The sequence below is a fragment of the Micromonospora globbae genome, assembly GCF_036184225.1.
Lineage (GTDB): Bacteria > Actinomycetota > Actinomycetes > Mycobacteriales > Micromonosporaceae > Micromonospora > Micromonospora globbae.
This window is the reverse complement of record NZ_CP108084.1, coordinates 6,759,318-6,783,721: the sequence shown is the minus strand read 5'-3', so window position 1 is coordinate 6,783,721 and position 24,404 is coordinate 6,759,318. Positions and strand designations below refer to the sequence as shown.

The 24,404-nt window shown below is 73.4% G+C and carries 30 protein-coding genes; 13 read left to right on the top strand and 17 right to left on the bottom strand.

Annotated elements, in window-relative coordinates; all coding sequences use genetic code 11:
- The first annotated feature begins 144 nt into the window (after positions 1–144).
- On the top strand, positions 145–792 hold the full coding sequence (locus OG994_RS31095) for an alpha/beta hydrolase (RefSeq protein ID WP_328851782.1): 648 nt from the start codon (positions 145–147) through the stop codon (positions 790–792).
- A gap of 45 nt (positions 793–837) precedes the next feature.
- Here OG994_RS31095 and OG994_RS31090 read toward each other — a convergent pair whose 3' ends face one another.
- The 7 genes from OG994_RS31090 to OG994_RS31060 form a co-directional block, all read right to left on the bottom strand.
- Positions 838–2,898 (bottom strand): amylo-alpha-1,6-glucosidase, encoded by a 2,061-nt coding sequence (locus tag OG994_RS31090; protein WP_120330530.1) that lies wholly within the window; start codon positions 2,896–2,898, stop codon positions 838–840.
- Complete coding sequence (locus OG994_RS31085; protein ID WP_120330529.1) at positions 2,898–3,266, bottom strand: SCP2 sterol-binding domain-containing protein; 369 nt, start codon at positions 3,264–3,266, stop codon at positions 2,898–2,900. Before OG994_RS31085 ends, OG994_RS31090 begins: the two co-directional genes overlap by 1 nt.
- 266 nt (positions 3,267–3,532) lie before the next feature.
- Positions 3,533–3,949, bottom strand: coding sequence for a CBS domain-containing protein (locus tag OG994_RS31080; protein WP_120330528.1), 417 nt, complete (start codon positions 3,947–3,949; stop codon positions 3,533–3,535).
- 122 nt (positions 3,950–4,071) lie between these two features.
- Positions 4,072–4,512, bottom strand: coding sequence for a PPOX class F420-dependent oxidoreductase (locus OG994_RS31075; RefSeq protein WP_328851781.1), 441 nt, complete (start codon positions 4,510–4,512; stop codon positions 4,072–4,074).
- A 23-nt stretch (positions 4,513–4,535) separates the two neighbouring features.
- Positions 4,536–5,561, bottom strand: coding sequence for an aspartate-semialdehyde dehydrogenase (locus OG994_RS31070; protein ID WP_120330527.1), 1,026 nt, complete (start codon positions 5,559–5,561; stop codon positions 4,536–4,538).
- A gap of 323 nt (positions 5,562–5,884) precedes the next feature.
- Positions 5,885–7,225: a M16 family metallopeptidase gene (locus OG994_RS31065; RefSeq protein WP_328851780.1), complete on the bottom strand. Its 1,341-nt coding sequence runs from the start codon at positions 7,223–7,225 to the stop codon at positions 5,885–5,887.
- Positions 7,222–8,514, bottom strand: coding sequence for a M16 family metallopeptidase (locus OG994_RS31060; protein WP_120330525.1), 1,293 nt, complete (start codon positions 8,512–8,514; stop codon positions 7,222–7,224). The genes OG994_RS31065 and OG994_RS31060 overlap by 4 nt, the downstream gene beginning before the upstream one ends.
- A gap of 113 nt (positions 8,515–8,627) precedes the next feature.
- On the opposite strand from OG994_RS31060, the gene OG994_RS31055 reads away from it, so the two are divergent.
- Complete coding sequence (locus tag OG994_RS31055; RefSeq protein ID WP_240033098.1) at positions 8,628–9,374, top strand: phosphodiesterase; 747 nt, start codon at positions 8,628–8,630, stop codon at positions 9,372–9,374.
- On the opposite strand, the gene OG994_RS31050 is transcribed toward OG994_RS31055, so the two are convergent.
- Positions 9,341–9,553 (bottom strand): hypothetical protein, encoded by a 213-nt coding sequence (locus OG994_RS31050; RefSeq protein ID WP_120330524.1) that lies wholly within the window; start codon positions 9,551–9,553, stop codon positions 9,341–9,343. The genes OG994_RS31055 and OG994_RS31050 overlap by 34 nt on opposite strands.
- 363 nt (positions 9,554–9,916) lie before the next feature.
- On the opposite strand from OG994_RS31050, the gene OG994_RS31045 reads away from it, so the two are divergent.
- The 3 genes from OG994_RS31045 (at position 9,917) to OG994_RS31035 (ending at position 11,730) form a co-directional block, all read left to right on the top strand.
- Positions 9,917–11,011: a 3-deoxy-7-phosphoheptulonate synthase gene (locus OG994_RS31045; RefSeq protein WP_328851779.1), complete on the top strand. Its 1,095-nt coding sequence runs from the start codon at positions 9,917–9,919 to the stop codon at positions 11,009–11,011.
- Between the two features lie 262 nt (positions 11,012–11,273).
- Positions 11,274–11,498 carry a hypothetical protein gene (locus tag OG994_RS31040; RefSeq protein WP_120330522.1) on the top strand — a complete coding sequence of 75 codons (225 nt, stop codon included), beginning with the start codon at positions 11,274–11,276 and terminating at the stop codon, positions 11,496–11,498.
- Positions 11,499–11,526: 28 nt separating this feature from the next.
- Positions 11,527–11,730 (top strand): hypothetical protein, encoded by a 204-nt coding sequence (locus OG994_RS31035; protein ID WP_328851778.1) that lies wholly within the window; start codon positions 11,527–11,529, stop codon positions 11,728–11,730.
- Between the two features lie 60 nt (positions 11,731–11,790).
- On the opposite strand, the gene OG994_RS31030 is transcribed toward OG994_RS31035, so the two are convergent.
- From OG994_RS31030 to OG994_RS31020, 3 genes are all read right to left on the bottom strand, one after another.
- Positions 11,791–12,342 (bottom strand): DUF1360 domain-containing protein, encoded by a 552-nt coding sequence (locus tag OG994_RS31030; protein ID WP_120330520.1) that lies wholly within the window; start codon positions 12,340–12,342, stop codon positions 11,791–11,793.
- Positions 12,343–12,476: 134 nt separating this feature from the next.
- Positions 12,477–12,806 (bottom strand): SRPBCC family protein, encoded by a 330-nt coding sequence (locus OG994_RS31025; protein WP_120330519.1) that lies wholly within the window; start codon positions 12,804–12,806, stop codon positions 12,477–12,479.
- Positions 12,803–13,144: a DUF6158 family protein gene (locus OG994_RS31020; protein ID WP_120330518.1), complete on the bottom strand. Its 342-nt coding sequence runs from the start codon at positions 13,142–13,144 to the stop codon at positions 12,803–12,805. The genes OG994_RS31025 and OG994_RS31020 overlap by 4 nt, the downstream gene beginning before the upstream one ends.
- Before the next feature lie 130 nt (positions 13,145–13,274).
- On the opposite strand from OG994_RS31020, the gene OG994_RS31015 reads away from it, so the two are divergent.
- Positions 13,275–13,697, top strand: coding sequence for a hypothetical protein (locus tag OG994_RS31015; protein WP_328851777.1), 423 nt, complete (start codon positions 13,275–13,277; stop codon positions 13,695–13,697).
- Between the two features lie 25 nt (positions 13,698–13,722).
- Positions 13,723–14,049: a DUF3817 domain-containing protein gene (locus tag OG994_RS31010; protein ID WP_120330516.1), complete on the top strand. Its 327-nt coding sequence runs from the start codon at positions 13,723–13,725 to the stop codon at positions 14,047–14,049.
- An 88-nt stretch (positions 14,050–14,137) separates the two neighbouring features.
- Here OG994_RS31010 and OG994_RS31005 read toward each other — a convergent pair whose 3' ends face one another.
- Positions 14,138–14,623 (bottom strand): DUF6232 family protein, encoded by a 486-nt coding sequence (locus OG994_RS31005; protein WP_328851776.1) that lies wholly within the window; start codon positions 14,621–14,623, stop codon positions 14,138–14,140.
- Positions 14,624–15,168: 545 nt separating this feature from the next.
- On the opposite strand from OG994_RS31005, the gene OG994_RS31000 reads away from it, so the two are divergent.
- Positions 15,169–16,140: a C40 family peptidase gene (locus OG994_RS31000; protein ID WP_328851775.1), complete on the top strand. Its 972-nt coding sequence runs from the start codon at positions 15,169–15,171 to the stop codon at positions 16,138–16,140.
- A 72-nt stretch (positions 16,141–16,212) separates the two neighbouring features.
- Here OG994_RS31000 and OG994_RS30995 read toward each other — a convergent pair whose 3' ends face one another.
- The 3 genes from OG994_RS30995 to OG994_RS30985 all read right to left on the bottom strand — a co-directional run bounded on the left by OG994_RS30995 (position 16,213) and on the right by OG994_RS30985 (position 19,565).
- Positions 16,213–17,202 carry a sigma-70 family RNA polymerase sigma factor gene (locus tag OG994_RS30995; protein WP_192902242.1) on the bottom strand — a complete coding sequence of 330 codons (990 nt, stop codon included), beginning with the start codon at positions 17,200–17,202 and terminating at the stop codon, positions 16,213–16,215.
- A 492-nt stretch (positions 17,203–17,694) separates the two neighbouring features.
- Positions 17,695–18,654 (bottom strand): N-acetylmuramic acid 6-phosphate etherase, encoded by a 960-nt coding sequence (gene murQ / locus OG994_RS30990; protein WP_120330512.1) that lies wholly within the window; start codon positions 18,652–18,654, stop codon positions 17,695–17,697.
- On the bottom strand, positions 18,651–19,565 hold the full coding sequence (locus OG994_RS30985) for a MurR/RpiR family transcriptional regulator (RefSeq protein WP_120330511.1): 915 nt from the start codon (positions 19,563–19,565) through the stop codon (positions 18,651–18,653). Before OG994_RS30985 ends, murQ begins: the two co-directional genes overlap by 4 nt.
- 296 nt (positions 19,566–19,861) lie before the next feature.
- On the opposite strand from OG994_RS30985, the gene OG994_RS30980 reads away from it, so the two are divergent.
- The gene (locus OG994_RS30980; protein WP_120330510.1) at positions 19,862–20,554 is read left to right on the top strand and encodes an SDR family NAD(P)-dependent oxidoreductase; all 693 of its coding nucleotides are present in this window, start codon (positions 19,862–19,864) and stop codon (positions 20,552–20,554) included.
- Here OG994_RS30980 and OG994_RS30975 read toward each other — a convergent pair.
- Positions 20,539–21,264, bottom strand: coding sequence for a dTMP kinase (locus OG994_RS30975; RefSeq protein WP_328851774.1), 726 nt, complete (start codon positions 21,262–21,264; stop codon positions 20,539–20,541). The genes OG994_RS30980 and OG994_RS30975 overlap by 16 nt on opposite strands.
- 156 nt (positions 21,265–21,420) lie before the next feature.
- On the opposite strand from OG994_RS30975, the gene OG994_RS30970 reads away from it, so the two are divergent.
- The 4 genes from OG994_RS30970 to OG994_RS30955 are packed head-to-tail and all read left to right on the top strand — an operon-like array spanning position 21,421 to position 23,198.
- A complete protein-coding gene (locus tag OG994_RS30970; protein ID WP_120330508.1) occupies positions 21,421–22,005 on the top strand; it encodes a nucleotidyltransferase in 585 nt (194 codons plus the stop codon).
- Positions 22,002–22,277 (top strand): hypothetical protein, encoded by a 276-nt coding sequence (locus OG994_RS30965; RefSeq protein WP_120330507.1) that lies wholly within the window; start codon positions 22,002–22,004, stop codon positions 22,275–22,277. The genes OG994_RS30970 and OG994_RS30965 overlap by 4 nt, the downstream gene beginning before the upstream one ends.
- A 10-nt stretch (positions 22,278–22,287) precedes the next feature.
- Positions 22,288–23,049 (top strand): metallophosphoesterase family protein, encoded by a 762-nt coding sequence (locus tag OG994_RS30960; protein ID WP_328853838.1) that lies wholly within the window; start codon positions 22,288–22,290, stop codon positions 23,047–23,049.
- A 5-nt stretch (positions 23,050–23,054) separates the two neighbouring features.
- On the top strand, positions 23,055–23,198 hold the full coding sequence (locus tag OG994_RS30955) for a GPGG-motif small membrane protein (protein WP_167363573.1): 144 nt from the start codon (positions 23,055–23,057) through the stop codon (positions 23,196–23,198).
- Positions 23,199–23,423: 225 nt separating this feature from the next.
- Here the strand turns inward: OG994_RS30955 and OG994_RS30950 are convergent, their stop codons facing one another.
- Positions 23,424–24,200, bottom strand: coding sequence for a peptidoglycan DD-metalloendopeptidase family protein (locus OG994_RS30950; RefSeq protein ID WP_328851773.1), 777 nt, complete (start codon positions 24,198–24,200; stop codon positions 23,424–23,426).
- Positions 24,201–24,404: the final 204 nt, after the last annotated feature.

Here is a 24,404-nt window from a genome sequence, read left to right as displayed (position 1 = left end):
TACCCGCTCCAGCTGTGGTCAACCTGAATGTGACGGGCGCCGCCACCGGGCGGCGCTTGTGCCAGCGGGCACCGCCGCCCGGCGGCACTTCTGCCCGTAGCGGAAGGCCTGGGCGTACGCGGTCGCGGGCGGCAGCATGGGCGCATGACCGAACGCGCAGTCCTGCTCTGGATCCACGGCGGCGGCTGGCGCGCCCGGGCGAGCGAGGACGGCGCGGCGCTCGCGGCGCACGGGCTGCGGGTGGTGCCGGCCGACTACCGGCTGGTGCCCGAGGCCCGCTGGCCGGCGCAGCTCGACGACGTCCGCGCCGCCGCCCGCCGGGCCAGGGCGGAGGCGGGCGAGCTGCCCCTGCTGGTCGCCGGTGACTCGGCCGGCGGGATGCTCGCCCTCCACCTGGCGCTGCGCGGTGTCGACCGGCCGGACGATGTGGCGGGTGTGCTGGCGTACTGGCCGCCGGTGGACCCGCTCGCCGCGGACTGGAAGCGGCTGCGCGCCGGTGACGACCCGTGGGAGGGCCTGCTCGGCCGCCCGCCCGCCGCGGGCGACCCCGTCACCGTCGACGCCACGGTCGCGACCCACCTGGGCAACCGGGTGCCCGTGCTGCTCGTGCAGGGCGTCGACGACCGCTCGGTGCCGGCGAGCCAGACCGTCGGGCTCACGGCCGCGCTCCTCGCCGCCGGGCACCCCGTGCACAGCTGGCTCACCCACGGCGGGCACGCGCTGGCGCTGGACCGGCCCGACCTGCGCGGGGTGACCGCCGCCTTCCTCGACACCGTCCTGCCGGCGGGCTGACCGGCCCGGCCCTCGCGCCCGCGGCGGACCCCGCCGGCCGGCGCGTCAGTCGACCAGCTTGTGCATCTCCATCCGGCCCCGGGCGAAGGCGTCCACCCGGCCCCACCGGCCGGGGATGTCGAGGACCTCGATACGCCCCATGCCGACCGGCAGCCGCGGGTCGACCGCCAGGTGCCCCTCGTGCGGTTCCAGCCCGAGCATCGTGCGCAGCAGCAGCAGCGGGGTTCCCGTCGACCACGCCTGCGGGCTGCAGGCCGTCGGGTACTCCACCGGGAACTTCGTCAGCTCCCGCTCGTAGCCGCCGAACGCCTCGGGCAACCGGCCGTCGAAGTAGGTCGCCGCGTCCAGGATGCCGCTCGCGATCGTCGACGCCTCCTCGGCGAAGCCGTACCGGCGCAGACCCCAGGCGATGAAGGAGTTGTCGAACGGCCAGATCGTGCCGTTGTGGTAGCCGATCGGGTTGTAGCGGACCTCCCCCACGGCGAGCGTCCGCACGCCCCAGCCGGAGAACAGCCGCGGCCCGACCAGATGCTGCGCGATCTTCTCGGCCCGCGCGTGGTCGACGATGCCGCTCCACAGCAGGTGGCCGATGTTGGAGCTCAGGACGTCGCACTGCCGCCCGTCGGGGTCGAGGGCGAGCGCGAAGTACTCCCCGTCCTCCACCCAGAAGTCCCGGTTGAACCGCTGCTTGAGGTCCTCCGCCTCCCGCTCGAGCTGGTCGGCGTACGCGGGGTCGTTCCAGAACTCCCGGGCCAGCCGCGCCGCGCGCGTCTTCGCGTCGTACGCGTACCCCTGCACCTCGCAGGTGGCGCGGGGGAACGGCGGCAGCCGGCCGTCGGAGTACGAGATGGAGTCCCACGAGTCCTTCCAGCACTGGTTCTCCAGGCCGGTGTCGCTGTTGCGGCGCTCGTACCAGATGTAGCCGTTGCCGACGAGGTCCGCGTAGTCGTCGATCCAGCGCAGCGCGGCCCGGGACTCCTGCTCCAGCTCCTTGACCAGGGCCACGTCCCCGGTCCACCGTTCGTACTCGTCGAGCAGGATCAGGAACAGCGGGGTGGCGTCCACCGAGCCGTAGTACGGCGAGTGGGGCTGCTCCTCGAACGCGGCCGTCTCGCCGTACCGCATCTCGTGCAGGATCCGGCCCGGGTCCTCGTCGCGGAAGTCGTCGAACCGGGTCCCCTGCAACGACGCGAGGATCCGCAGCGTGGTCTTCGACAGCGCCGGGGTGAACGGAAGGGTCTGCAGGCACGTCAGGATGCTGTCCCGGCCGAACATGGTCATGAACCAGGGCAGCCCCGCGGCGGGAAGCGTCGCGCCGCCGAGCGACAGCGGCGAGAAGCGCAGCGCCGCCAGGTCGACGAGACTGCGTCGGTACGTCGAGGCGAGGTCCTCGTGCTGGCTGTTCACCTTCGGCGCCTCGGCGATCCAGCGTTCCAGGTCGTGCTGGAGCGCGGGCCGCTCGCCCCCGTGGGCCTGCACACCGATGCGCAGGTCGCGCCCGCCCGGGCCGACCGCCGTGGTCTGCACCTCGATCCGGGTCTCCCACTGCTCGTTCGGTTCGAGGTGGATGGTGTACGCGAGGCCCTCCCGGTCGTAGCGGGCCGGGGCGGAGGAGCTGATCGACGTCTCCCGGACGAAGTTGCCCCGCCGGTAGCCCAGCCGCAGCCGGTCCGGTTCGGCCTCGCTGTACAGCTCGCCCTTCTTGTTGACGATCTCGTCCTTCACCTGGAACAGGTCGGCGAAGTCGGATCCGGCGTCGAGCCGGATCTCCAGGTCGACCGGCTTCTCGTCGTGGTTCAGGATGATGATCTGTTCCCGGAAGCTGCCGCCGACGGTCCGTTCCCGGATGATCGACAACTTGGCGTCGATGTAGTGCGTCGCCATGCCGGGCACGAGGAAGAACCGCGCCTCGTAGTACTGGAGGTCGTCGTAGGAGAGGGCGTTGAGGCGCTCGCCGTTGACCGTCAGCACCCAGCGGGACAGGAAGCGGGTGTCGAGGGAGAAGAGGCCGGTGGGCTCGCTCGGCGTCGCCTCGATGTCCCCCGTGTCCTCGGAGACGACGAACGTGTTGCCGTCCAGGATCCGGATCGTGCTGTTCGAAGCCATCAGCGCACCTCCTGCTGGAACCGCCGCCGGGGACCGCGCGCGTCCGGGTTGCCGGGGAAGATCCGCTCCACCTGTACGAGCAGCCGGGCGTCGCCGGACACCGTCATGTCGCCGCGCAGGATGGCCGCGATCCCGTGCTCGCGGCCGGAAGCGATCTCCTCGAACAGTTGCGGACTGGTCCCCACCACCGTGTCCGCCTCCTGGTTCTGCTGGCTCACCTCGATCCGGCCGTGGTCGATCTTCAGGAACCAGTGCATCGTCCGTGGCCCCTCCTGGAGGTCGATCCGGAGACTGCCGGTCGTCTTGGCCAGCCGCGGTTCGTACCCCCGCCGGTCGATCTCCTCGAAGAACCTCGTCGTGGCGTCCAAGGGTCCCCTCCTCCCGGTCGATCGCGCCCGGTCCCGCCCGGCCGGGGCGGGTGGTCCTCCGGGCGGCCGCACGGCATCGGAGCAGAAGTCCCCGCCCGCGACGCCGTCAACCTCGCCCAGTTCGGGTGAGCGGCGCGAGGGGTGGAGAGCCCGGAGCGCTCGGGGCGGCGGCGAGCCGGCGCGCCGCGGGCACGGCCGCCCCGGCGCAGACGTGAACGCCGGCTCCCCGACGGTGCGGGGGGCCGGCGTACGCCCGCGGCGGACGGTCAGTTGTTGGGATCGTCGGCGCTGATGTCGGCGAGCACCGACTGGGGCTCACGCTCGACGGCGAGGTCACCCATGGACACGAGCCCGATGAGGCGCCCGTCCTCGACGACCGGCAGCCGGCGCACCGCGTAGGTGCGCATCAGGTCGGCGGCCGCGACCGCGTCGTCGTACTGGCTCACGGTGATCACGTCCTTCGAGGTGATCTCGTTGAGCCGCGTGGTGTTCGGGTCCTTGTTCTCCGCCACGGCCCGTACCGTGATGTCGCGGTCCGTCACGATGCCGACCACGTTGTCGCCGTCGGTCACGACCACGTCGCCGATGGCCATGTCGCGCATCTCCTGCGCCGCCGCGGTGAGCGTGTCGTCGCCGTCCATCGTCACCAACCGGGTCGTCATGAACTCTCCGACCGTTGTCATGGTGCCCCCTCTCGGTGTCGGCACCGGCCGTCTACCCGTCCCGCCGGGCGGGGTAACGCCGCCGCGTCAGCCGCGGGGCGGAAGCCGCGCCGCGTCAGCCGCGTGGCGGAAGCCGCGCCGCGTCAGCCGCGGGGTGGAAGCCCGTAGACGCGCTCGACGTGCAGGCGCAGCACGATACGCCGTTCGGCGACCATCGCGCGCCGGTAGTCGTCCCAGTCGGGGTGCTCGCCCTGGATCGACCGGTAGAGCGCGATCAGCTCCTCGACGGTGGCGTCACCCGGATCGGCCGCCACCGGGGTCAGCTCGGCGCGCCCCTCCACCACCGCGTACGCCCAGCCGTCCTCGCTGGCGACGTGGAAGGTGGCTCGGGGGTCGCGGCGCAGGTTCGCGGTCTTGGCCCGGTCGTCGGTCACCGAGACGCGGATCAGGCCGGCGTCCGCGTCGTACGAGTAGATCACGGTGGACAGCTGCGGCCGCCCGTCCCGCTTGATCGTCGCGAGCACGCCCAGCCGGCGGGCGGCGACCAGGTCCGTCAACGCCCGCCGCGTACGCTCGTCCGCCACGGTCTTCTCCACCCCCGCCCCGGTCAGCGCCGCTCGGCCGCGACGAGTTCGGCGATCTGCACGGCGTTGAGGGCGGCGCCCTTGCGCAGGTTGTCGTTCGAGCAGAACAGGGCCAGCCCGTGCGCGACGGTCTCGTCGGCGCGGATCCGGCCGACGTAGACCGGGTCCCTGCCGGCCGCCTGAAGCGGCGTCGGCACGTCGGACAGCGTCACGCCGGGAGCGCCGTCGAGCAGCTCGCGGGCGCGCTGCGGGGTGATCGGCCGGGCGAACCGGGCGTTGATCTGGAGGGAGTGGCCGGTGAACACGGGAACCCGGACGCAGGTGCCGGAGACCTTCAGACCCGGAATTTCGAGGATCTTGCGGCTCTCGTTGCGGAGCTTCTGCTCCTCCTCGGTCTCGAAGGAGCCGTCGTCGACGATCGCGCCCGCGAGCGGGAGCACGTTGAACGCCACCGGCGCGGCGAACGAGCGGGGGGCGGGGAACTCCACGGCGTCGCCGTCGAACGTGAGCCCGGCGGCGTGCTCGGCGACCTTGCGGACCTGCTCGTCCAGCTCGGCGACGCCGGCCAGGCCGGCCCCGGAGACCGCCTGGTAGGTGGCGACGACGAGGCTGACCAGCTCCGCCTCCGCGTGCAGCGGGCGCAGCACCGGCATGGCGGCCATCGTCGTGCAGTTCGGGTTGGCGATGATGCCCTTGGGGCGTACGGCGGCGGCGTGCGGGTTGACCTCGGCGACCACCAGCGGCACGTCGGGGTCCATCCGGAACGCCGACGAGTTGTCGATCACGACGGCGCCCGCGGCGGCCACCCGGGGGGCCAGCTCCTTCGCCGTGCCCTTGCCGGCGGAGAACAGCACGATGTCGAGACCCGAGTAGTCGGCGGTGGCCGCGTCCTCCACGGTGATCTCGTCGCCCCGCCAGGGCAGGGTCCGACCGGCCGACCGCGCCGAGGCGAACAACCGCACCTGCTCCGCCGGGAACTCCCGCTCCGCCAGCACCTGCCGCATCACGCCACCGACCTGCCCGGTGGCCCCCACAATGCCGATCCTCATGCTCGCGAGGCTACCCAGGAGGCCACCGGAACCGGGAACCGTTTCCCACCAGCCGTACGCCCCGCCTCCCCGTCACGGCCGTCACGGGGACGGCCGGCGGCCCGCAAACGTACGCGCGCGGCGGCCCGACGTACGGAAGATCCCGGGGCGGGAGGGCCGTCCGGCCGCAGCCGTTCCCGTCGGCACGGGCGACCGCCCGGCGCCCGCCGCCACGGGAGGCGCGACCGAGATCACATCAGGTCCGGGCACGGCCGATCGGGCGGCGGCCCGCCGATCCCGCGCCGAACGGAGGCGGGACCGGCGGGCGCCGCGCGGGCGGGCCGTCAGGACTCGACGATCTCGCCGAGGCCGGTCGCGGCGAGTTCGTCGCGGATCACCGCGGCGTCGCCCTCGACGACGAGGGTGAGCGACTCCGGGTGCAGGTGCGTGGCGGCCGCCGCGCTCACCTGGTCGACGTCGGCGGCGAGCAGCGCCTCCCGCAGCCGCGCGTGGTAGTCGTCCGGCAGGTCGTGCACCACGAGGGTGACGAGCGCCGCGGCGATCGCCCGCGGGGTCTGCAGCTCCACCGAGAGCTGCCCGGCCCGCCAGGAGCGGGCCACGGCCAACTCCTCCTCGGTGACCCCGCCGCTCTGCGTACGCGAGATCTCGCCGACCGCCTCGGTGAGGGCGGGAGCGGTGACGGCGGTCTGCACCCCGGAGCTGACCGCGAACCGGCCGAAGCGCCGGGACGAGGCGAAGTCGCCGCGGATGCCGTACGTGTAGCCGCGCACCTCGCGGATCAGGTGGTTGAGCCGCGACGTGAAGGCGCCGCCGAGGACCGTGCCGGCCAGCGTCATGGGCACGTGGTCGGGGTGGGCGCGGTGCGGGGACGGATGCCCCAGTCGCAGCGTGGACTGCACCGACCCGGGCCGGTCGACCAGGATGATCCGCCGCCCCTCGCGCAGCCGGACGTCGATCGGGCCGGCCCGGTCGACCGGCCCCCCACCCGTGCCGGCGAACGCCGCCGCCCCGAGCGCGTCGAGGTCCACCCGGTCCAGGTCGCCGGCGACGACGAGCGTGCCGGGCCGGATGAACCACTCCGAGTGGAAGACCCGCACGTCCTCGACGTCCAGGCCGGCGACCGACTCCGGGTCGCCGTACATCGGGCGGCCCCAACGGTTCTCCGCGCCGAACAGGTCGGCGCGCAGCGCGGCGTCCGCCCGCGGCCCCGGGTTGGCCCAGTCCATCCGCAGCGCGGTGGCCTCGTCGTCCCGGACCCGGACCACGTCGGCCGGGTCGAGCCGGGGCGTACGGACCGCCTCGGCGAGCAGTTCGACGGCGGCGCCCAGCCGGTCGACCGGGACCTGCACGCTGACCTGGAACGAGTCCCAGTCCAGCGCGGTCACGAGCTCGGTGCCGAGCCCCTCGACGGCGAGGGCGTACGCGGCCGCGTCCCGCTGGGCCGTCCCCTCCTCCAGCGCCTTGGCGAGCACCCCGCCGAGGCCCTCCTTACCGACCGGTTCCCGCTCGGCGCCGGCGTCGAGCAGCAGCAGCGCGACCGCGAGGTTCTGTCCCGGCAGGTGCGCGGCGACGACCTGACCGCCGGCCACGGCGCGGCGGACCACCGACGGGAACCGGTACGGGCGGGCCGGACCCGGCCCGGGGCGGGTGGCGATGAGCGTCATGGCTTCTCCTCGGCGAGGTAGGTCAGGGTCACCCGGTCGTCGGCGGCGAGCACCTCCGCGGCGGCCTCGGCGATCTGCTCGGCGGTCACCGCGAGCCAGGCGGGCAACCGCTCGGCGGCCCGGGCCGGGTCGCCGAACTGGGTGGCGTACCGGCTGAGCGTGTCCGCGCGCCCGTCCACCGTGGACATCTGCCGCCACCACGCGGTGCTGAGCAGCGCCTTGGCGCGGTCCAGCTCGCTGGGGGTGACGGGCACCGTGGCCAGCTCGTCCATGACCGCGTGCAGCCCGTCGGCCAGCCGCTGGGCGCCCACCCCGGGCCGGGCGGTCACCGTCGCGATCAGCGGCGCCGGCGCGTGGGCCAGGTCCACCCCGTACGCCCCGACCAGGTCCGGTTGGGCGATCCGCTCCCCGTCGGCGAGCCGCTGGTAGAGCCGGCTCCCCCGGCCGCTGCCGAGCACGGCCGCCAGCACGGTGATGACGTCGTAGCCGGGGCTGCCGAACGGGTGGGTGCGGTGCGCCACGTACACCCGGGGAGCCGGCACGTCGGCGGTGACCGTCTCCGCGACCGGCCGGCCGGTGGCCGGCACCGTCCGGCCGTCCGGCGCGGCCGGGATGTCCCCCCGCGCCGGGATGCCCCCGAAGTACTTCTCGGCGAGCGCGAACACCTCGGCCGCGGAGGTGTCGCCGACCACGGTGAGGACGGCGTTGTCGGGCGCGTAGTACGTCCGGTGGAACGCCTGGAAGGTGGCCAGGTCGGCGGCGTTCAGGTCGGCCATCGAACCGATCGTGGCGTGGTGGTACGGATGCCCGGGCGGGTAGAGCAACGGCAGCAGCCGCAGCCACGCGTCGCCGTACGGCACGTTCTCGTAGCGCTGGCGTCGCTCGTTCTTGACCACGTCCCGCTGGTTGTCCAGCGTCTCCTGGGTCAGCGCCGGCACCAGGCCACCCATCCGGTCGGCCTCCAGCCAGAGCGCCAGCTCCAGGTGCTCGGCCGGGACCGTCTCGAAGTAGTTCGTCCGGTCCGGGTTCGTGGTGGCGTTGAGGGAACCGCCGGCGCCCTGGATGAGCTTCATGTGCTCGGTCTTCGCGACGTTCACCGACCCCTCGAACATGAGGTGCTCGAACAGGTGGGCGAAGCCGGTCTGCCCCTGCGGCTCGTGCCGGGAACCGACGTCGTACCAGAGGTTCACCGCGACCGCCGGCGCGGTGCGGTCCTCGCTCACCACCACGCGCAGGCCGTTGTCCAGTCGGGTCGTCTCGATGGGCCAGGGGTAACCGCTGTCGGGCATGGGACGACGCTATCCGATCTCCCGGGCGGAAAGGTGACGCGCGGTCGCGCCGCGTCCCGCGGCGGGAGCCCGGATCGGGGCATCGACCGGCCGGGCCGGGGTACCGGAGGGGCATGTCCGTGCCCACCCCGTCCACCGTCGCGGCCCGCGCGGGCGAGGCCCTCACCCACGCCGCCGAGGTCCTGACCCGCCTGCGGCGGGCCCGGCTGCTGCATCCCGCCGGCCGGTCGTTCGCCGGCGAGGTCACGATCTGGGGTACGGGCGGCCCGCCCACCGGTGTGCCGCTCCTCGACGAGCCGGGCCGGTACCCGGCGACGATCCGGCTGTCCAAGGGGATGCCCACCCCGGGAAGCTGGCCGGACGTGCTCGGCCTGGCCGTGCGGGTGCACACCGAGGGCGACCGGCCGTTCGACCTGCTGGTGAGTTCGAGCGGCGCGCCGCCGGTGCTGCGGTCGGTGCCGCTGCCCCGACGCCGCTTCGCCGGGACGTACAGCACGATCGTGCCGCTGCACGGCGGCCGGGGGCGGCTCTGGCTCGCGGCGCTGGCCGACCCGGACTCCCCCGGCCTGGGCCGGAGCCTCGCCGAGGCGGCGGCCGCGACCCGGGTCGACGAGCCGCGCCTGGTGCTCGCGACGGCCTCCGCCGTCGGCCCGTGGCGGCCGTTCGGCCAGGTCAGCATCGGCACCCAGCTCAGCGCCCGGCAGGACGCCGTGCTGGCGTTCGACCCGATCCACAACCTCCCCGACGGGCTGCGGGCCACCGGGGTGCTCGCGTGGCTGCGGGACCACACCTACCGCGGTTCCCGGCGGGCGCGCGGTGCCTCCGTTCAGTCCGGCGGCTCGCTGGGCGTCACCGTCTGATCCGAGGTGCGGTGCTCCAGCACCGTGTCCGGCGCCACGTTCCGGTCCTCGCGGACGTCGGACTCGGTGAGGATCGCCTCCGCCTGCGCCTCCGGGTCGTCGCTGCCCACGGCCGCCTCCTCCGGCAACAGGTGGGCCCGGGACTCGACCCGGTCGGCCTCGCTCCACTCGTCGCTCATGCCGCCACCTCCCTCCGGTCGGCGCCGTCACGAGGCTCCACCGCGCTGTGCCCGATGATTCGCTCGCTGCGCTCGCTCATGCGTCCCCCTTACCCCGCGGCGGCAGCGGCCACGCCGCGTGCCCGCAGGTTGGGAACCTCACCGGCATCCGGGTGAACACCCGCGCCACGTCGGGTAGGCTGGTCGGCGTGACGCGGTCGTATCGATGGTTTAGGCAGCCGGCTGGAGGAGCCGGTGACTTCACCATGATCTGACGTCACCTCTCTTCGAGCCGGCTGGGCAGGGCCTTCTGGTCCTGCCCTTTCGTGTACGAGCAGCCGGCTCGACCCCGGGCACCGGCACCCGGGCGCGGTCGGCGGAAGGATGCCCACCGTGACGACCCCGGAGACCGATCGGGTCAGCGACCAGCGGATCGACCGCGTCGTGCCACTGACCACCCCCGCCCTGCTCCACCACGAGTTGCCGCTCGACGACACGCTCGCCTCGGCCGTGCTGGCCGGCCGACGCGCGGTCGGCAGGGTGCTGGACCGTGCCGACGACCGCCTGCTGGTGGTGGTCGGCCCGTGCTCGGTGCACGACCCGGCCGCCGCCCTGGACTACGGCCGGCGGCTGCGCGAGGCCGCCGACCGGTTCGCTGACGACCTGCTCGTCGTCATGCGGGTCTACTTCGAGAAGCCGCGATCGACGGTCGGCTGGAAGGGCCTGATCAACGACCCGCGGCTGGACGGCTCCGGCGACGTCAACACCGGGCTGCGGCTCGCCCGGGCGCTCCTGCTCGACGTGCTGCGCCTCGGCCTGCCGGTCGGCTGCGAGTTCCTCGACCCGATCACCCCGCAGTACATCGCGGACACGGTGGCCTGGGGCGCGATCGGCGCCCGGACGGTGGAGAGCCAGGTGCACCGGCAGCTCGCCTCCGGACTCTCGATGCCGATCGGGATGAAGAACCGCCCGGACGGCAGCATCGCCACGGCCGTGGACGCGATCCGCGCGGCGGGCGTGCCGCACGTCTTCCCCGGCATCGACTTCTCCGGCACCCCGGCGATCATGCACACCCGCGGCAACGCGGACGGGCACCTGGTGCTGCGCGGTGGCGGCGGCCGGCCCAACTACGACGCGGAGTCGGTGGCCGGCGCGCTCGAACTGCTGCGGGCCGCCGGCCTGCCGGAGCGGGTGGTGGTCGACGCCAGCCACGCCAACAGCGGCAAGGACCACCGCAACCAGCCGCTGGTGGCCGCCGACGTGGCCGCCCAGCTCGCCGCCGGTCAGCGCGGCATCGTCGGCATCATGCTGGAGAGCTTCCTGCGGCCGGGCCGGCAGGATCTCGACCCCACCCGGGAACTGGAGTACGGCAAGTCGATCACCGACGCGTGCATCGGCTGGGAGACGACCGAGGACATCCTCGACCGGCTGGCCGCCGCCGTACGCGCCCGGCGGGCCGTCCTGCCGACCCGGGCCTGACCGGGCTCCGCCCCGCGTGTGGCGCAGCGCACACCACCGGTCGGAAGATCGGGCGGGGTGGCCGGGTTGAGTGAGGTGTCGGTGTGTCCAGTGTCCCCGGGCCTCACCCAATTGCCTTCGCGGAATACCGTCCGGCTGGAGCCGCGTCGCGCCACTCGCCGAGAGGCGACCTGCACACCGACACGTGGCGCCCCGGCCGTGCGGCCGGGGCGCCGCTGTCTCCCCGGTGTTTGACCGGTTCCGGCGCGGGTAGCTGATCGCCGTGACCGACGACGTACCCGTGACCGACATGCCGGACACCCGGCGCCTCGACGACCTCCTCGAGGACCTGTATCACGGCCAGGAACGGATCAGCCAGGCGGACATCTACCGGCGGGCGGTCGCCGCGGAGATGCCCGCGCAGTGGCTCACCCGGATCGCCGCCCTGCCCGAGGGCGAGTACTCGGTCGACGAGGCGGCGGACCTGCTGGGCGGCTCGGTCACGTGAACCCGCCCCCCGGCGAGAGGAGCACGAGATGTCCCACCACGAGGAGCAGCCGGAGAAGGCACTGGGCCAGCCGCCGGAGGGCGTGGACACCCTGCCCGACCCGGACTTCGCCGGCGAGCACGACCAGACCTCGGTGGACAAGAAGGTGATCACCGGCGAGGACGAGGGCCGGCGGGAGCCGGAGGCGGCCCGCGGCTGGGCCGGCGAGGACCACGGCACCACCCCGACGTGACCACGACGTACGCACGACGAAGGGCCGGCGCGGATCGCCGGCCCTTCGTCGTGGTCGGGCTCAGTGCTCGTCGTGCCCGTCGTGCCCGCCGCCCTCGGCGGCCTGCTGGGCCACGGCGTACCCCATCTGGAGGAAGTCGGACGCGGCCACGGCGGTCAGCGCCGTGGCCACCAGCCGGGTCAGCCGCGGCGCGAGCACGAGGCCACCGGTGAGCCCGGTGGCGACCCAGACCGCGAGGCAGAACGGGCAGCTCAGCAACTCCCCGATCGCGTGCCGGGTGGCGCTGCCGGAGTCGCGGACCTGCTCCATCACCTCGCCGCTGCCGATGGGCCGGTCGTAGCGGGTGAACGGGGCCCGCAACGGGCTGGTCACGGCGTCCTTCGACAGCAGCCGGCTCAGCTTGTGGGTGGCGACGGAGAGCAGGACCACGTCGGCGGGCGACGGGCGCTCCGGCACCGGACGGCCCGTCAGCCGGACGAGACCGGCGAGCGCCCCGGTCACACCGACGTACGTGCCCATGGCCGCCAGGTAGCCGCCCAGCGGGCGGTGTTCGTGCGGCGCGTACGCCTGCCGCAGCCGCGTCACCTTCTGCTTCAAGCCGTTGTCGGTCACCCGGTCTCCTCCGCTCTCAGTCCTGCCACCCGCCGCCCCGTGGCGGACGGGACCCTGCCCCAGGCCACCGCCGGTGGGACCCGGGCCGCGAACGGCGGCCGACGAGGCACGCCCCGCCGCGCCGGTGGCCCGGCTCAGCCCGCCTGGAGGTTGTCGGCCACCTCGCGGGCCAGGCTGTCCAGCGCCTCGGTGGCGAGCCGGTCGGCGTCCCGCCCGTCCTGCGGGTCGGCGAGGTCGAGCCGGACGACGGCCCCGCCGGAGTCCTCCGGGTCCACCCGGATCTCCGCCGTGGCCTCGGACGGGCCACGCCACCGGGCGCGCAGCTCCTCCCCCTCGATGTCCGGGGTCGGCGCGCCGTCGACGCGCAACGCCGGAGGCAGCCAGGCGGAGGCCCGGGCGGGGTCGGTCGCCGTGTTGAAGACCACCTCCGGCGGCGCGGACATGTGGCGCTCGGCGGCCATCACTCGTCCCGCAGCCGGCTCGGGTCGACCTCCCGGCCCGGGTGGCGGGCCAGGTACTCGGTCTCCAACTCCGCCGTGCGGCGCAGGTGGTGGGCCAGGGCCGAGTCGGCCGCGTGCCGCAGCGTGTCCAGGCGCGTGCGGTGCAGGCTGTGCATCTCGCGGATCAGGTCCTCGTCGGTCAGCTCGGCGGGGTCGACACCCAGTTCGCCGTCCGGGTCGGGGCCGGCGGTGGCCGGGTCGGCCAGGTGGTCGCCGCTCCACTCGGTCACCCGCTGCTCCGGGCTGGCACCCGCGTCACCGCTCGTCGGGTAGCCGCCCTGTCGTACGGATCCGGTCATCATCGCCCCCCTGCTCTCGTTTGGGCTGGCGTCTAGACGGATGCCCACGCCGGGTGGCACCAAACCATGCCGTGGCCGCGACAACTACGACACCGCGTCGGAGAGCGCCGCCCGTCCCGGTACCCTCGATGCCATGAAGCGGCTCTGGACCCCGGCGTGGATAGCGCGCCACGTGGCCGCGATCGCGCTGGTCGTCGCGTTCCTCGCGTTGGGCTGGTGGCAGATCAGCCGGGCCGCCGGGGGCAACACGCTCAGCTGGGCGTACGCCTTCGAGTGGCCGGTCTTCGCGGGGTTCGTGGTCTTCGTCTGGTGGCGTGAGGTGCGGCACACGCTGCGCGGCGACGCCGCTCCGGCGAGGCGGACCGGCGGGGAGACGGCGGCCGGGGAGAGCGAGGCGCCGTCGGCGCGTCCGGCGGTGCGCCGGCCGGTCCGGGTGGCCCGGGTGCCGGTGCCGGCGGACGGCGTGGAGGACGACGCCGAACTGGCTGCCTACAACCGCTACCTGTCATGGTTGAACGCGAATCCGGGCGCCCGGCCCGGTGACTACCCCGGCTGAGCCGGGCCAGGAAGGACGGACAGAGGTGGGCGGAGCCCTTACCCGGTACCGCGCGATCGCCTGGATCGTGGGTGTGGTGCTGATCGTTCTGGTCGTGATCGGCATGCCGCTGAAGTACGCGTTCGACAACCCGACCGTCGTCGAGACCGTCGGCCCGGCCCACGGCTTCCTCTACATGGTCTACCTGGTGGCCGCGTTCGACCTGTCCCGCCGTGCGGACTGGCCGCTGAAGCGGATGCTCGCCGTGATGCTCGCCGGGACGATCCCGTTCGTCTCCTTCTACGCCGAGCGCCGGGTGACCGGGTGGGTGCACCGCCCCGCCGAGCGCGCCCCGGAGCCGGTCGCCGGCTGAGCCACCCGGCGTCGGGCCGCCCGGGCGAGGGTGCGACCGCCCGGCGTCAGGCCGCCCGAGCCGGCGGTCGGCCGCCCCGGCGGCCCGGTCAGCGGCTCGGCCGCCACGGGTCCACCGAGGCGAGCGGCTCGTTCCACCCGCCGTACCGGTTCATCTCCCGCGCCCGCACCAGCGCGCGGGTGACCTGGCCGAACTGCCGCTCGTCGTCGGCGCTGAACAGCAGCATCTCCTCGCCCCGGTAGACGCCCCACAACTCGTACGCCGGGGGCCGCCAGCGGTCGCCGGCGAGGCCGAGCAGCGCCGGTACCAGCAGGACCGCCCCGAACATCAGGTACGCCCCGGCGGTGAGCCGTTGCAAGCCGCCCGTGAAGCCGAGCAGCAGGCCCACCCCGGCGATCATCGCCCCGCTCGTCGCCACCGCCCGTACGGCGATCCGGTCGTGCGGTCCGCGCCGGCTGCGCAGGTGGGTGAGGTCCGCGACCCGGAAGGTGTTGCGGCCGACGGTGAACCGGTCGACCGTCACGATGATCCCGGGACGCGCGTAGAGGAGCGTGGTCTTCTGTCGGCCGGTCACCCTCGGTGATCCCGACGCTCGTGTGGTGGCGCCTTCAGGGTTCACGGTTGCCTCCCGCGGCGGTCCACCGGGTCGGCCCGTCCGCTGGAGGCATCAATGCCGGTCGACGGGAATCCCGGCTACGCGACTTCATTGTGTTGGGGTCCTGCCAGGGCAACCGCCGGTTATCGGACTCGGTCGCGGCATTGACGGCGAGCGGTTCGCGGGAAATGGGAATCCATTTCCGGCTTTATCGGTTTTGACGCGACGCTATCCGTCGCCATCCGGTGAGAACGACGAATGTCACTGGTTGTGCAAATGCCGCAACCCGGGCGCACCCCGCGCGGGGACGGCCTCGTTGATGATCACAGCAGGTCACCTGTCGCACCGGGCGCTTGCCGCCACTTTGCCAACATTCGTCCCGGCTTCCACTGCGGACCACTCCCGCCCCGGGTTAGGTTGGGCGAGCCGGCCCGGCCCAGCGCCCGCCAACCGGAGGGCCCCGGACCGGTGCCGCCGGGGGCGTCAGCACCCGCCGGCGGCCGTGGGAGAGGAGCCTTCCGCTCTTGCCATCCCTGAAAAACCTGCTGCGTACTCTCGCGATCACCGGCCTGTCGGCCGCGCTGGTCGCCCCGGCGGCGGCGGCCCACGCCGAGCCGTCCCCCGCCGACCTGAACCGCCGGATCGAGCGCTCCTCCGCGGAGCTGGAGCGGGTCGTCGAGTCGTACAACAGGCTCCGCGAGGACATGAAGGCCAACAAGGCCGCGGTGGACCGATTACAGGCCCGCATCGCCCCGCTGGAACGGCAGACCGAGCAGAGCCGGGCCGACGTCGGTGAGATCGCCGTGACGGCGTACAAGACCGGCGGGCTGCGGACCGCGGACGCGCTGCTGCGCCCGGGCGGCTCCGCCGCGCTGCTCGACCGCCTCGGCACCATCGACCACCTGACCCGCGAGCGCCAGGAACGGATCGCCGGCTTCACGAGCCGCCAGCGGGAACTCGTCGCCGAGAAGGCCCGGCTGAACAAGGTGCTGGCCCGGCAGGACGCCCAGGCCCGTGCGCTGGCCACCACGAAGTCACGCATCGAGCGGGACCTCGCCCGCCTTTACGAGCTGCGCCGCCAGGCGTACGGCCGGGCCACCGAGGCGCCGGCCGCGCGACCGGACGCCGCCCGCGAGGCGCCGTCCATCTCCGGCCGGGCCGGCGTGGCCGTCCGGTACGCCTACGGCGCCATCGGCAAGCCGTACGTCTGGGGCGGCTCCGGCCCGAACGGCTACGACTGCTCGGGCCTGACCTCGGCGGCGTGGCGGGCGGCCGGGAAGTCGCTGCCGCACAACGCCCGGATGCAGTGGGGCGCGGTCGCCCACATCGGTCGCGGTGAGCTGAGCCCCGGCGACCTCGTGTTCTACCGGGGCCTCGGGCACGTCGCCCTGTACGTCGGCGACGGCCAGGTGATCGACGCGCCCAGCGCGGGACGCAACGTCCTCAAGCGGGGCATGAACCTGATGCCCATCCACGGCTACGGCCGGGTGCGCTGACCTCGCCGTAGTGACAGGAACGGCCGGCGTCCCCCTATCGGACGCCGGCCGTTCGCCGTCATTGGTACCAGGTCAGGCCGCCTGGAGCCCCTCCGCGCGGGCCAGCTCGCGGAGCCGGCCGAGCGCCTGGATCTCCAGCTGGCGGATCCGCTCCCGGGAGAGCGAGAACCGCGACGCGACCTCGGTGAGGGAGTGCTCACGGCCGTCCTCCAGCCCGTAGCGGGCCCGCATGATGCCGGCCGAGCGGTCGTCCAGGTGGTTGAGCAGCCCCTCGATGCGCTGCCGCTCCAGCCCGGTCAGGACGATGTCCTCCGGCGACGGGGCGTCGCTGTCCGCGACGAGGTCACCGAGGTTGGTGTCGCCGTCGTCGCCGACGGGCGTGTCCAGCGACACGGTGTCCTGCGACCAGCGGACCAGCTCGTTCACCCGCTCGACGGTGACGCCGAGCGCCGCGGCGATCTGCTCCGGCTCCGGGTCGGTGCCCAGCTCACGGGTGAGCTGGCGGGCCACGTTGCGCATCCGGTTGACGTCCTCCACCAGGTGCACCGGCAGTCGGACGGTGCGCTCCTGCTGGGCGATCGCCCGGCTGATCGCCTGGCGGATCCACCAGGTGGCGTAGGTGGAGAACTTGTAGCCACGCTCGTAGTCGAACTTCTCGACCGCCCGGACGAGGCCGGTGTTGCCCTCCTGGATCAGGTCCAGCATGGGCATGCCCGATCGCACGTAGCGGCGGGCGATCGAGACGACCAGCCGGAGGTTGGCGCGGATGAAGAGGTCCTTCGCCCGCTCACCCTCGACGACCAGCCGCTCCAGCTCCTCACGGGCGACACCGGCGGGGACGCGGTCCTCGTCGAGCAGGTGCTCGGCGTAGAGGCCGGCCTCGATGGCCTTGGAGAGGTCGACCTCCTTGGCGGCGTCCAGCAGTGGCGTCCGCGAGATCTCGTGAAGGTAGACGCCGACCAGGTCGCGCTCCTCGGCGACCTCGTCGGTCCGCATGCCGATGTTCTTGTCCACGTTGCCCACGGTCCCCTCGCTCGCGCCGGTTGCCCGGTTCCTTGCCATCCCCACGTCCATCAGCCCTCCCCCGTAACTTCCGCTGTGCCCGTCGGTGCTGACACCTACACAACAGATGAGACGTGTCGGGGATTCCATGTCGTGAGTCGAAACTGTCACGAATGCCTGAGTAGTAGCTGAAAGCACGGTCCATGTTTGCTGTCAGCACCCCGCCGGGTGGCTCGCCGATGGGCACCACGTGCGGGTCGGCGGATCCACGGATCGCCGTCGCCCCTGTCTATGGCAGCACCGCACGTCGGAGGAGACAGCGACCCGGGTCACCACGGTGGTGCGATCCTGGTCACTGCCGAATACGCACCGGTGAACGGGTCGGTTCATCCACGGAGTTGGTAATACCCCGCGCCTGGTTGAACAATCCGGAGCCGGGTTCTATGCCCGCCCGCCGCAAGCCCTCCCGAACGCCCCGGGAGGCGTCGTGGGAGCGTGACGCGAAGCACGTCCGCCGGCGGGACGGGCCGGCGGGGAGCCCGGCGCCCCGGGTCAGGAGGCGAGCAGGGCCAGCGCGCCGCGCACCTGGTCGGCCGAGCGCGCCAGGGCGGCGCGGGCCGCCGGGATCCCCGCACCGGAGACCAGCGCCACGAGGGCCGTCTTGAGGTCGCCGTCGGCCTCGGTGAGGGCCTTCTGGGAGACCTCCTCGGAGCAGCCGGTCGCCTCCATGAGGATGGAGATCATCCGGCCGCGGAGTTTGGCGTTGGTCGCCACCATGTCGATCATGAGGTTCGAGTAGACGCGACCCAGGCGGACCATCACGGCGGTGGAGAACGCGTTGAGCACCAGCTTCTGCGCCGTGCCCGCCTTCATCCGGGTCGACCCGGTGACCACCTCGGGTCCGGTATCCACCCCGATGAAGACGTCGACCGAACCCGCGGCCTCCGCCTCCGGATTGGCGCACACCAGCACCGTCGAGGCGCCCTTGGCGCGGGACGCGGCGAGCGCGCCCAGGACGTACGGCGTGCGCCCGCTGGCCGTCAACCCGACCACGAGGTCGCCGGCGCGTACGCAGTCGGCGGCCTCCGCCGCACCGCCCCGGTCGTCGTCCTCGGCGTCCTCGACGGCACGCCACATGGCGTCCGGCCCGCCGGCGATGTGGGCGCAGAACCAGCCCCGCGGCGAGTTGAAGGTGGGGGCGAGCTCGGCGGCGTCGAGCACGCCGAGCCGGCCCGAGGTGCCGGCGCCGAAGTAGTGCACGCGGTTGCCGCCCCGCAGTGCCGCGACGGCCAGGTCGACGGTGGTGGCGATCTCGTCGAGCAGGTCGGCGACCGCGGCCGGGACGCGGTGGTCCGCCTCGTTGATGACGGTGAGCACGTCGCGGGTCGACATGAGGTCGAGGTCGACGCTGAGCGGGTTGCGATGCTCGGTGGGGGCGCCCACCCGGACCGCCGGGCGGGAGTCCGGGTTGGGTGACGACACCTCGTCCGGCTCCACGGCGCCGGCCGTCATGCCCGCCTCCGTCCGCCGCCCACCCGGTGGGACTGCACGGCCTCGGCCGTCGCCTCCAGGGCCTTCCTCGCCCGGGCGCGGTTGCGCGCGGCCACGCCCACGAAGAGGCAGTCGACCACGGTGAGCTGGGCGAGCCGGCTGGCCATCGCCCCGGACCGGTAGGTGGTCTCCCGGGCCGCCGTGGTGAGCACGAAGTCGGCCACCTCGGTGATCGGCGAGCGCGGGAAGTTGGTGAGCGCCACGGTGGCCGCGCCCCGGGCCCGGGCCTGCTCCAGCACCTCGATGACGTCGGAGGTGGTGCCGGTGTGCGAGATGCCCACCGCGACGTCCCCCCGGCCGAGCAGCGCGGCCGAGGTCAGCGCCGTGTGCACGTCCGGGAAGTAGAAGGCGGTGCGGCCGATGCGGTGCAGCTTCTGCTGGAAGTCGGAGGCCACGAAGCCGCTGGCCCCGGCGCCGTAGACGTCGATGCGTCCGGCCGCCGCGATCGCGTCGACCACCCGCTCGCAGACGGCGGGGTCGAGCTGCTCGGCGGTCTCCTCGACGGCCCGCGCGTCGTTGAAGGCGATCGTGGCGATGATCTGGGCCAGGTCGGCGCCGGGCGGGATGTCACCGCCGACCACCCGGGCGTCCGGCGGCTCGACGCGGCGGGCGGCCTCGGCGGCCAGGCGGATCCGCAACTGCGGGTAGCCGTCCATGCCGACGGACCGGCAGAACCGGATGACGGTCGCCTCCGATGTCTCGGCGGCGGTGGCGAGGTCGGTGATGGTCCGCCGGGCGGCGTCGGCCGGGTCGGCGACGACCAGGCGGGCGACGCGCTGCTCGGCCGGCGACAGCGACGGGAGCAAGCCACTGATGTGGACGATCAGCCCACCGGGCTCGTGACTCGCAGAAATCTTCGGACTCTTCGCCACGGATGAAACTTACTTTCATGAGGCGTGAGCGTCAACCATGACTGCGCGTGTTGGCGAAAGTACCGCCGACCGGAATCCTCCGTCCGAAACAGCGTGCCATCCGGGCGACGCCGTCGCGTCAGCCGCCGGGTCGGCTCCGCTGTCCCCCACGGCGGTCGGGGCCGCGGCCATCCGGTCCGGTCCAACCGTACGGCGTCGGGCGGCGTCCGGTCCGGTGGACCGGGATCCGACGACCCGGCGCGTCCACCGGCGTACCCGCGTCACGCCCCGTGGGGGGCGGCGCTAGCGTGGGCCGCATGGCGGGACGCAGTGTGCTGGTCACCGGTGGCGCGGGCGGGCTCGGCGGGGCGGTGACGGCCGCCTTCGTCGAGGCGGGATGGCGGGTGGTCGTACCGGAGCGGTCGAGCCGGCCCGGGACGCGGCCGGCGGCCGACGGGGTGCACCGGCTGGTCGCGGACCTCACCGATCCGGAGGGCGCCGAGCGCGCGGTGCGGGCCGCCGCGGACGACCCGGCGGCGCCGCTGCGCGCCGTGGTGAACCTGGCCGGCGGGTACGCCAGCGGCGGGCTCGTGCACGAGACGCCGGTCGAGGAGTTCGAGCGGATGTTCACGGTGAACCTGCGGCCCACCCACCTCGTCACGCGCGCGGCGCTGCCGCACCTCCTGGCGGCGGGCGGCGGGGCCGTCGTCTGCGTCGCGGCCCGGGCCGCGGTCTCGCCGTTCGCCGGCGCGGCCGGCTACGCCACCGCGAAGGCCGCCGTGCTCGCCTTCGCGAACGCGGTGGCGGTCGAGTACCGCCGCTCCGGCGTCCGCTGCAACACCGTGCTGCCGAGCGTCATCGACACGCCCGCCAACCGGGCCGCCCAGCCGGACGCCGACCACTCGCGCTGGGTGGCGCCGGCCGAGATCGCGTCGGTGATCCGCTTCCTGGCCTCCGACGAGTCCGCGCCGACGAGCGGGGCGGCGGTGCCGGTCTACGGCCGGGCCTGAGCCGCCACGTCGCGCCGCGGCTCCGGCTCCTCCGGCTCGGGGTCCTCGGGCTCCGGGTCCTCGGGAGCGGAAGCGGCCTGCGGGAACCAGTCGGCGAGGTGGTGCCGGATCTGGCGGGACACCTCGTCGGCGGGCCGGCCGGCGTCCACCACGACGAAGGTCGGGTACTCCGGCAGCGTCCGGTACGCGGTGTCCGCGGCCGTGAGCCAGCCCATCGTCTCGTGGTCGGTGCCGCGCCGCTCGATCCGCCGGTACGCCTCGGCGGGATCGACCGAGAGCAGGAAGGTCACCTGCGGCTGCGGGAAGACCCGGTAGGTGGCCCGGGCGAGCCGTTCCCAGCGGTGGCCGCCGTGGGCGCGGATGCTGGCGTACTGGCAGACGGCGTACCGGTCCATCACCGCCGTCCGGCCGGTGACGAGGCAACTCACCAGGGCCAGGGCGATGGCGAGCCAGCGCAGCACCGACTCCACGGCGAGCAGCCCGTTCCGCCCCACCAACCGCTGCGCGTCCGGCCGTCCGAACCGTTGGGCGATACGGCCGAGCCAGCGCCGCCCGCCCGCGTTGCGGTGGTAGGTGGCGCGGCGCCCGGCCGCGGTGAGCGCGTCGGCGAGGCGGTGCGCCTGGGTGGTCTTGCCGGAGCCGTCGATGCCGATCAGGGCGACCGTACGCAACCGGCCCCGGCGGCGTCGCGCCCGTAATGATCTGGCCACCTTGCCCAGGCTATCGGACCCGCGCTCTCGGCCGCGCCGTTATGTACCTGTTACGCCCGTTTCGCGCCCACCCGCCACCGCCGCAGGTGTGGCCGACCGGAACGCCGGGTACGGAAGTCGGAATCATCCGCCTGTTACGACCGACGGGAGAACCAGATGGCCGAGCGCGGGGACGAGAGTCTTCTGCACACCCTCAAGAAGGTCGCCGCCGTGCTCAAGCAGTCCGAGATCCCCTTCGCGCTCGGCGGCAGCTTCGCGGTGTACGCGCACGGCGGCCATTCCAGTGAGCACGACGTCGACTTCCTCATCCGGGAGTCGGACGTCGACCGGGCGCTGGAGGCGCTGGTGGCGGAGGGCTTCACGGCCGAGCGGCCACCGGAGGACTGGCTGGTCAAGGTCTTCGACGACGGGCGCATGGTGGATCTCATCCACCGGCCGATCGAGACGCCGGTGACCGAGGAGACGTTCGCCGACACCGTGGTACGCCCGGTCGACGCGATCCACATGCCGGTCCTCTCCGCGACCCAGCTCATGGTGCACAAGTTGCTCAGCTTCTCGCAGCACTACTGCGACTTCGCCCGGGGCCTGCCCCTCGCCCGCTCCCTGCGGGAGCAGATCGACTGGGAACGGGTACGGAAGGAGACGCAGCACTCGCCGTACGCCGAGGCGTTCCTGGTGCTGCTGGACCGGCTCGAGGTCGTGCCGTACTCCGGCACCCCGGCAGGGAAGGGGACATCGTGAGCCAGCACCGAGAAACCGGCATCGGACCACCGGACGAGTACGTCGAGGCGGAGATCCACCGGCTGCTCGCCGAGGACCCGTCCGTCGCCGAACAGGGCATCACCGTCGTCCGCCGGGAGACGGGCCTCGTGCTCTACGGCGAGGTGGAGAGCGCGCACCGCCGGGAGGAGATCCTCCGCCGGGTCGCGGAACGGTTCCCGGGCGTGCCGGTCACCGCCGAGATCGGGGTGATCCGCACCGAGGCGCCGACGCAGATCGAGCAACTGCCCTGAGGAGGTTCTCATCGTGATCCGGATCGCTGCCGTCGGTGACGTGCACCTGGACGAGGACGTGGTCGGCCGGTTCCGGCCGGCCCTGGAGGAGCTTCCCGACTGCGCGGACGTCCTGCTGCTCGCCGGCGACCTCACCCGGCACGGAACGGAGGCGGAGGCCCGCTGCGTGGCGCAGGAGTTCGGCGGGCTGGGCGTGCCGGTGGTGACCGTGCTCGGCAACCACGACCACCAGTGCGACGAGGTGCCGCAGGTGGTCAAGGTGCTCGAGGACGCCGGCATCACCGTGCTGGAGGGCGACGGCGTGGTGCTCGACTGCGCCGGCGGGCGGCTCGGCGTCGCCGGCGTGAAGGGGTTCGGCGGCGGCTTCGCCGGACGCTGCGCGAGCGACTTCGGCGAGCCGGAGATGAAGGCGTTCGTCCGCACCACGACCGACAGCGCCGACCGCCTGTCGAGGGCCCTGCGGAGCCTGGACTGCGACGTGCTGGTGGCGCTCACCCACTACGCGCCGGTCCCGGACACCCTGGCCGGCGAGCCGTTGGAGATCTACCCGTTCCTCGGCGCGTACCAGCTCGGCCAGGCGATCGACTCGGCGCCGACGGCGCTCGCCCTGCACGGGCACGCGCACGCCGGTAGCGAGCGCGGTACGACGCCGGGCGGGGTACGGGTCCGCAACGTCGCGCACCCGGTCATCAAGCAGGCGTACAGCGTGTTCCACCTGGGTGATCATCTCGACCAGGGCGAGGTTTCCCGGATGAGCGTGTCGGGTACCTGAACCGCATGGAGCTGATTCTCTGGATTCTCGCGGTCGTACTGGTGGTTGCCGGCATCCTGGCGCTGTTCCGCCGGCAGATCCTGTGGGGCATCGTCCTCATCATCGTGGGGCTGCTCGTGGGCCCCGGCGGCGTCAGCGTCTTCAATTGACGCCGTACGGACGCACCTCTGACCCGCCGGGGTCGCCGCGGCCGGGCTCCGTCCTCCCGACAGGGGCATCCGGTCGCGACGACCCCGGCTTCGTGCTGTCCGGGACCGCGACCGCCCGCGCCGGCGGGGTCTCCACGACCGCCCCGCGCTGACGGCGGCGTTCCACCACCCCGGGCGACACGCTCCGGCCGGCGGGGCCCCACGACGGGGCCCCGCCGGTCGTCGTCAGCAGCGCGGCAGGTTCGGGATGTACCCGTCGTAGCCGGTGTAGACGTACGCGTCGGCGATGAAGCGGCCGGCGCCGATGCGGTCCCAGATCGAGCTGGTGCCGTAGGTGCCCGTGACGCTCGTGCCGCTGGTCTGGCACTGGATGGTCACCTGGGTGCCGTCGGCCACCGTGCCGACGGCCGTGTAGCCGGTGCCCGGGCCCGAGCGCACGGTCAGCGGGGTGCCGCTGGTGTTCACCGTGCCGGTGGCGGTGCCGCCGGAGGAGCAGCCGTTGTCGCTCGTGTAGTTCTTCGTGCCCCAGTAGAGCGCCAGCGTGCCGTTGAAGCGCACCTGGATGTCGTTGCCGTTGAGGCGCTGCTCGTAGTGCAGGTGGGGCCCGGTCGACCCGCCGGTGCTGCCGACCCAGCCGATCACCTTCCCGTAGCCGACGCTCTGACCCACCGAGACGTTGAAGCCGTTCAGGTGGGCGTAGTACGTGTGGTAGCCGCCGGCGTGGCTGATGCGGACGTACTTGCCGTAGCTCGTGCCGCCGAGGTCGGTCACCCGGTCGACGGTGCCCGGGGCGCTGGCCACCACCGGGTCGCCGAGGTCGTCGGTCCGGTTGAAGTCGATGGCGTTGGCCGGGCTGTGGTTGGTGCGGGTCTGGCCGGACCAGACCTGGCCGCAGGGGAAGGGGACCTTGAAGGTGGGGGCGGCCATGGCCGGTGTCGCGGACACCAGGGTGCCTCCGATCAGCAGACCGGCCACCATCAGGCTGAACCACCGTCTACGCATCCAGCGCCTCCTATGTTGAAAACCTTCGATCGGATGCGTCCAGGGTGACAGATATCGCCAGACATCGAAAGAGGGAGGGATCTGCCGCGGGAGCGTGCCCACGGGCGGCCGGCGGGTTTCCGGATTGTTACTCGGTCGTGTCTGACAGGGGGTGGACCCGGTCCGATGCAAGCGCTTACATGTGGGGACGCCCATCGGACCGGC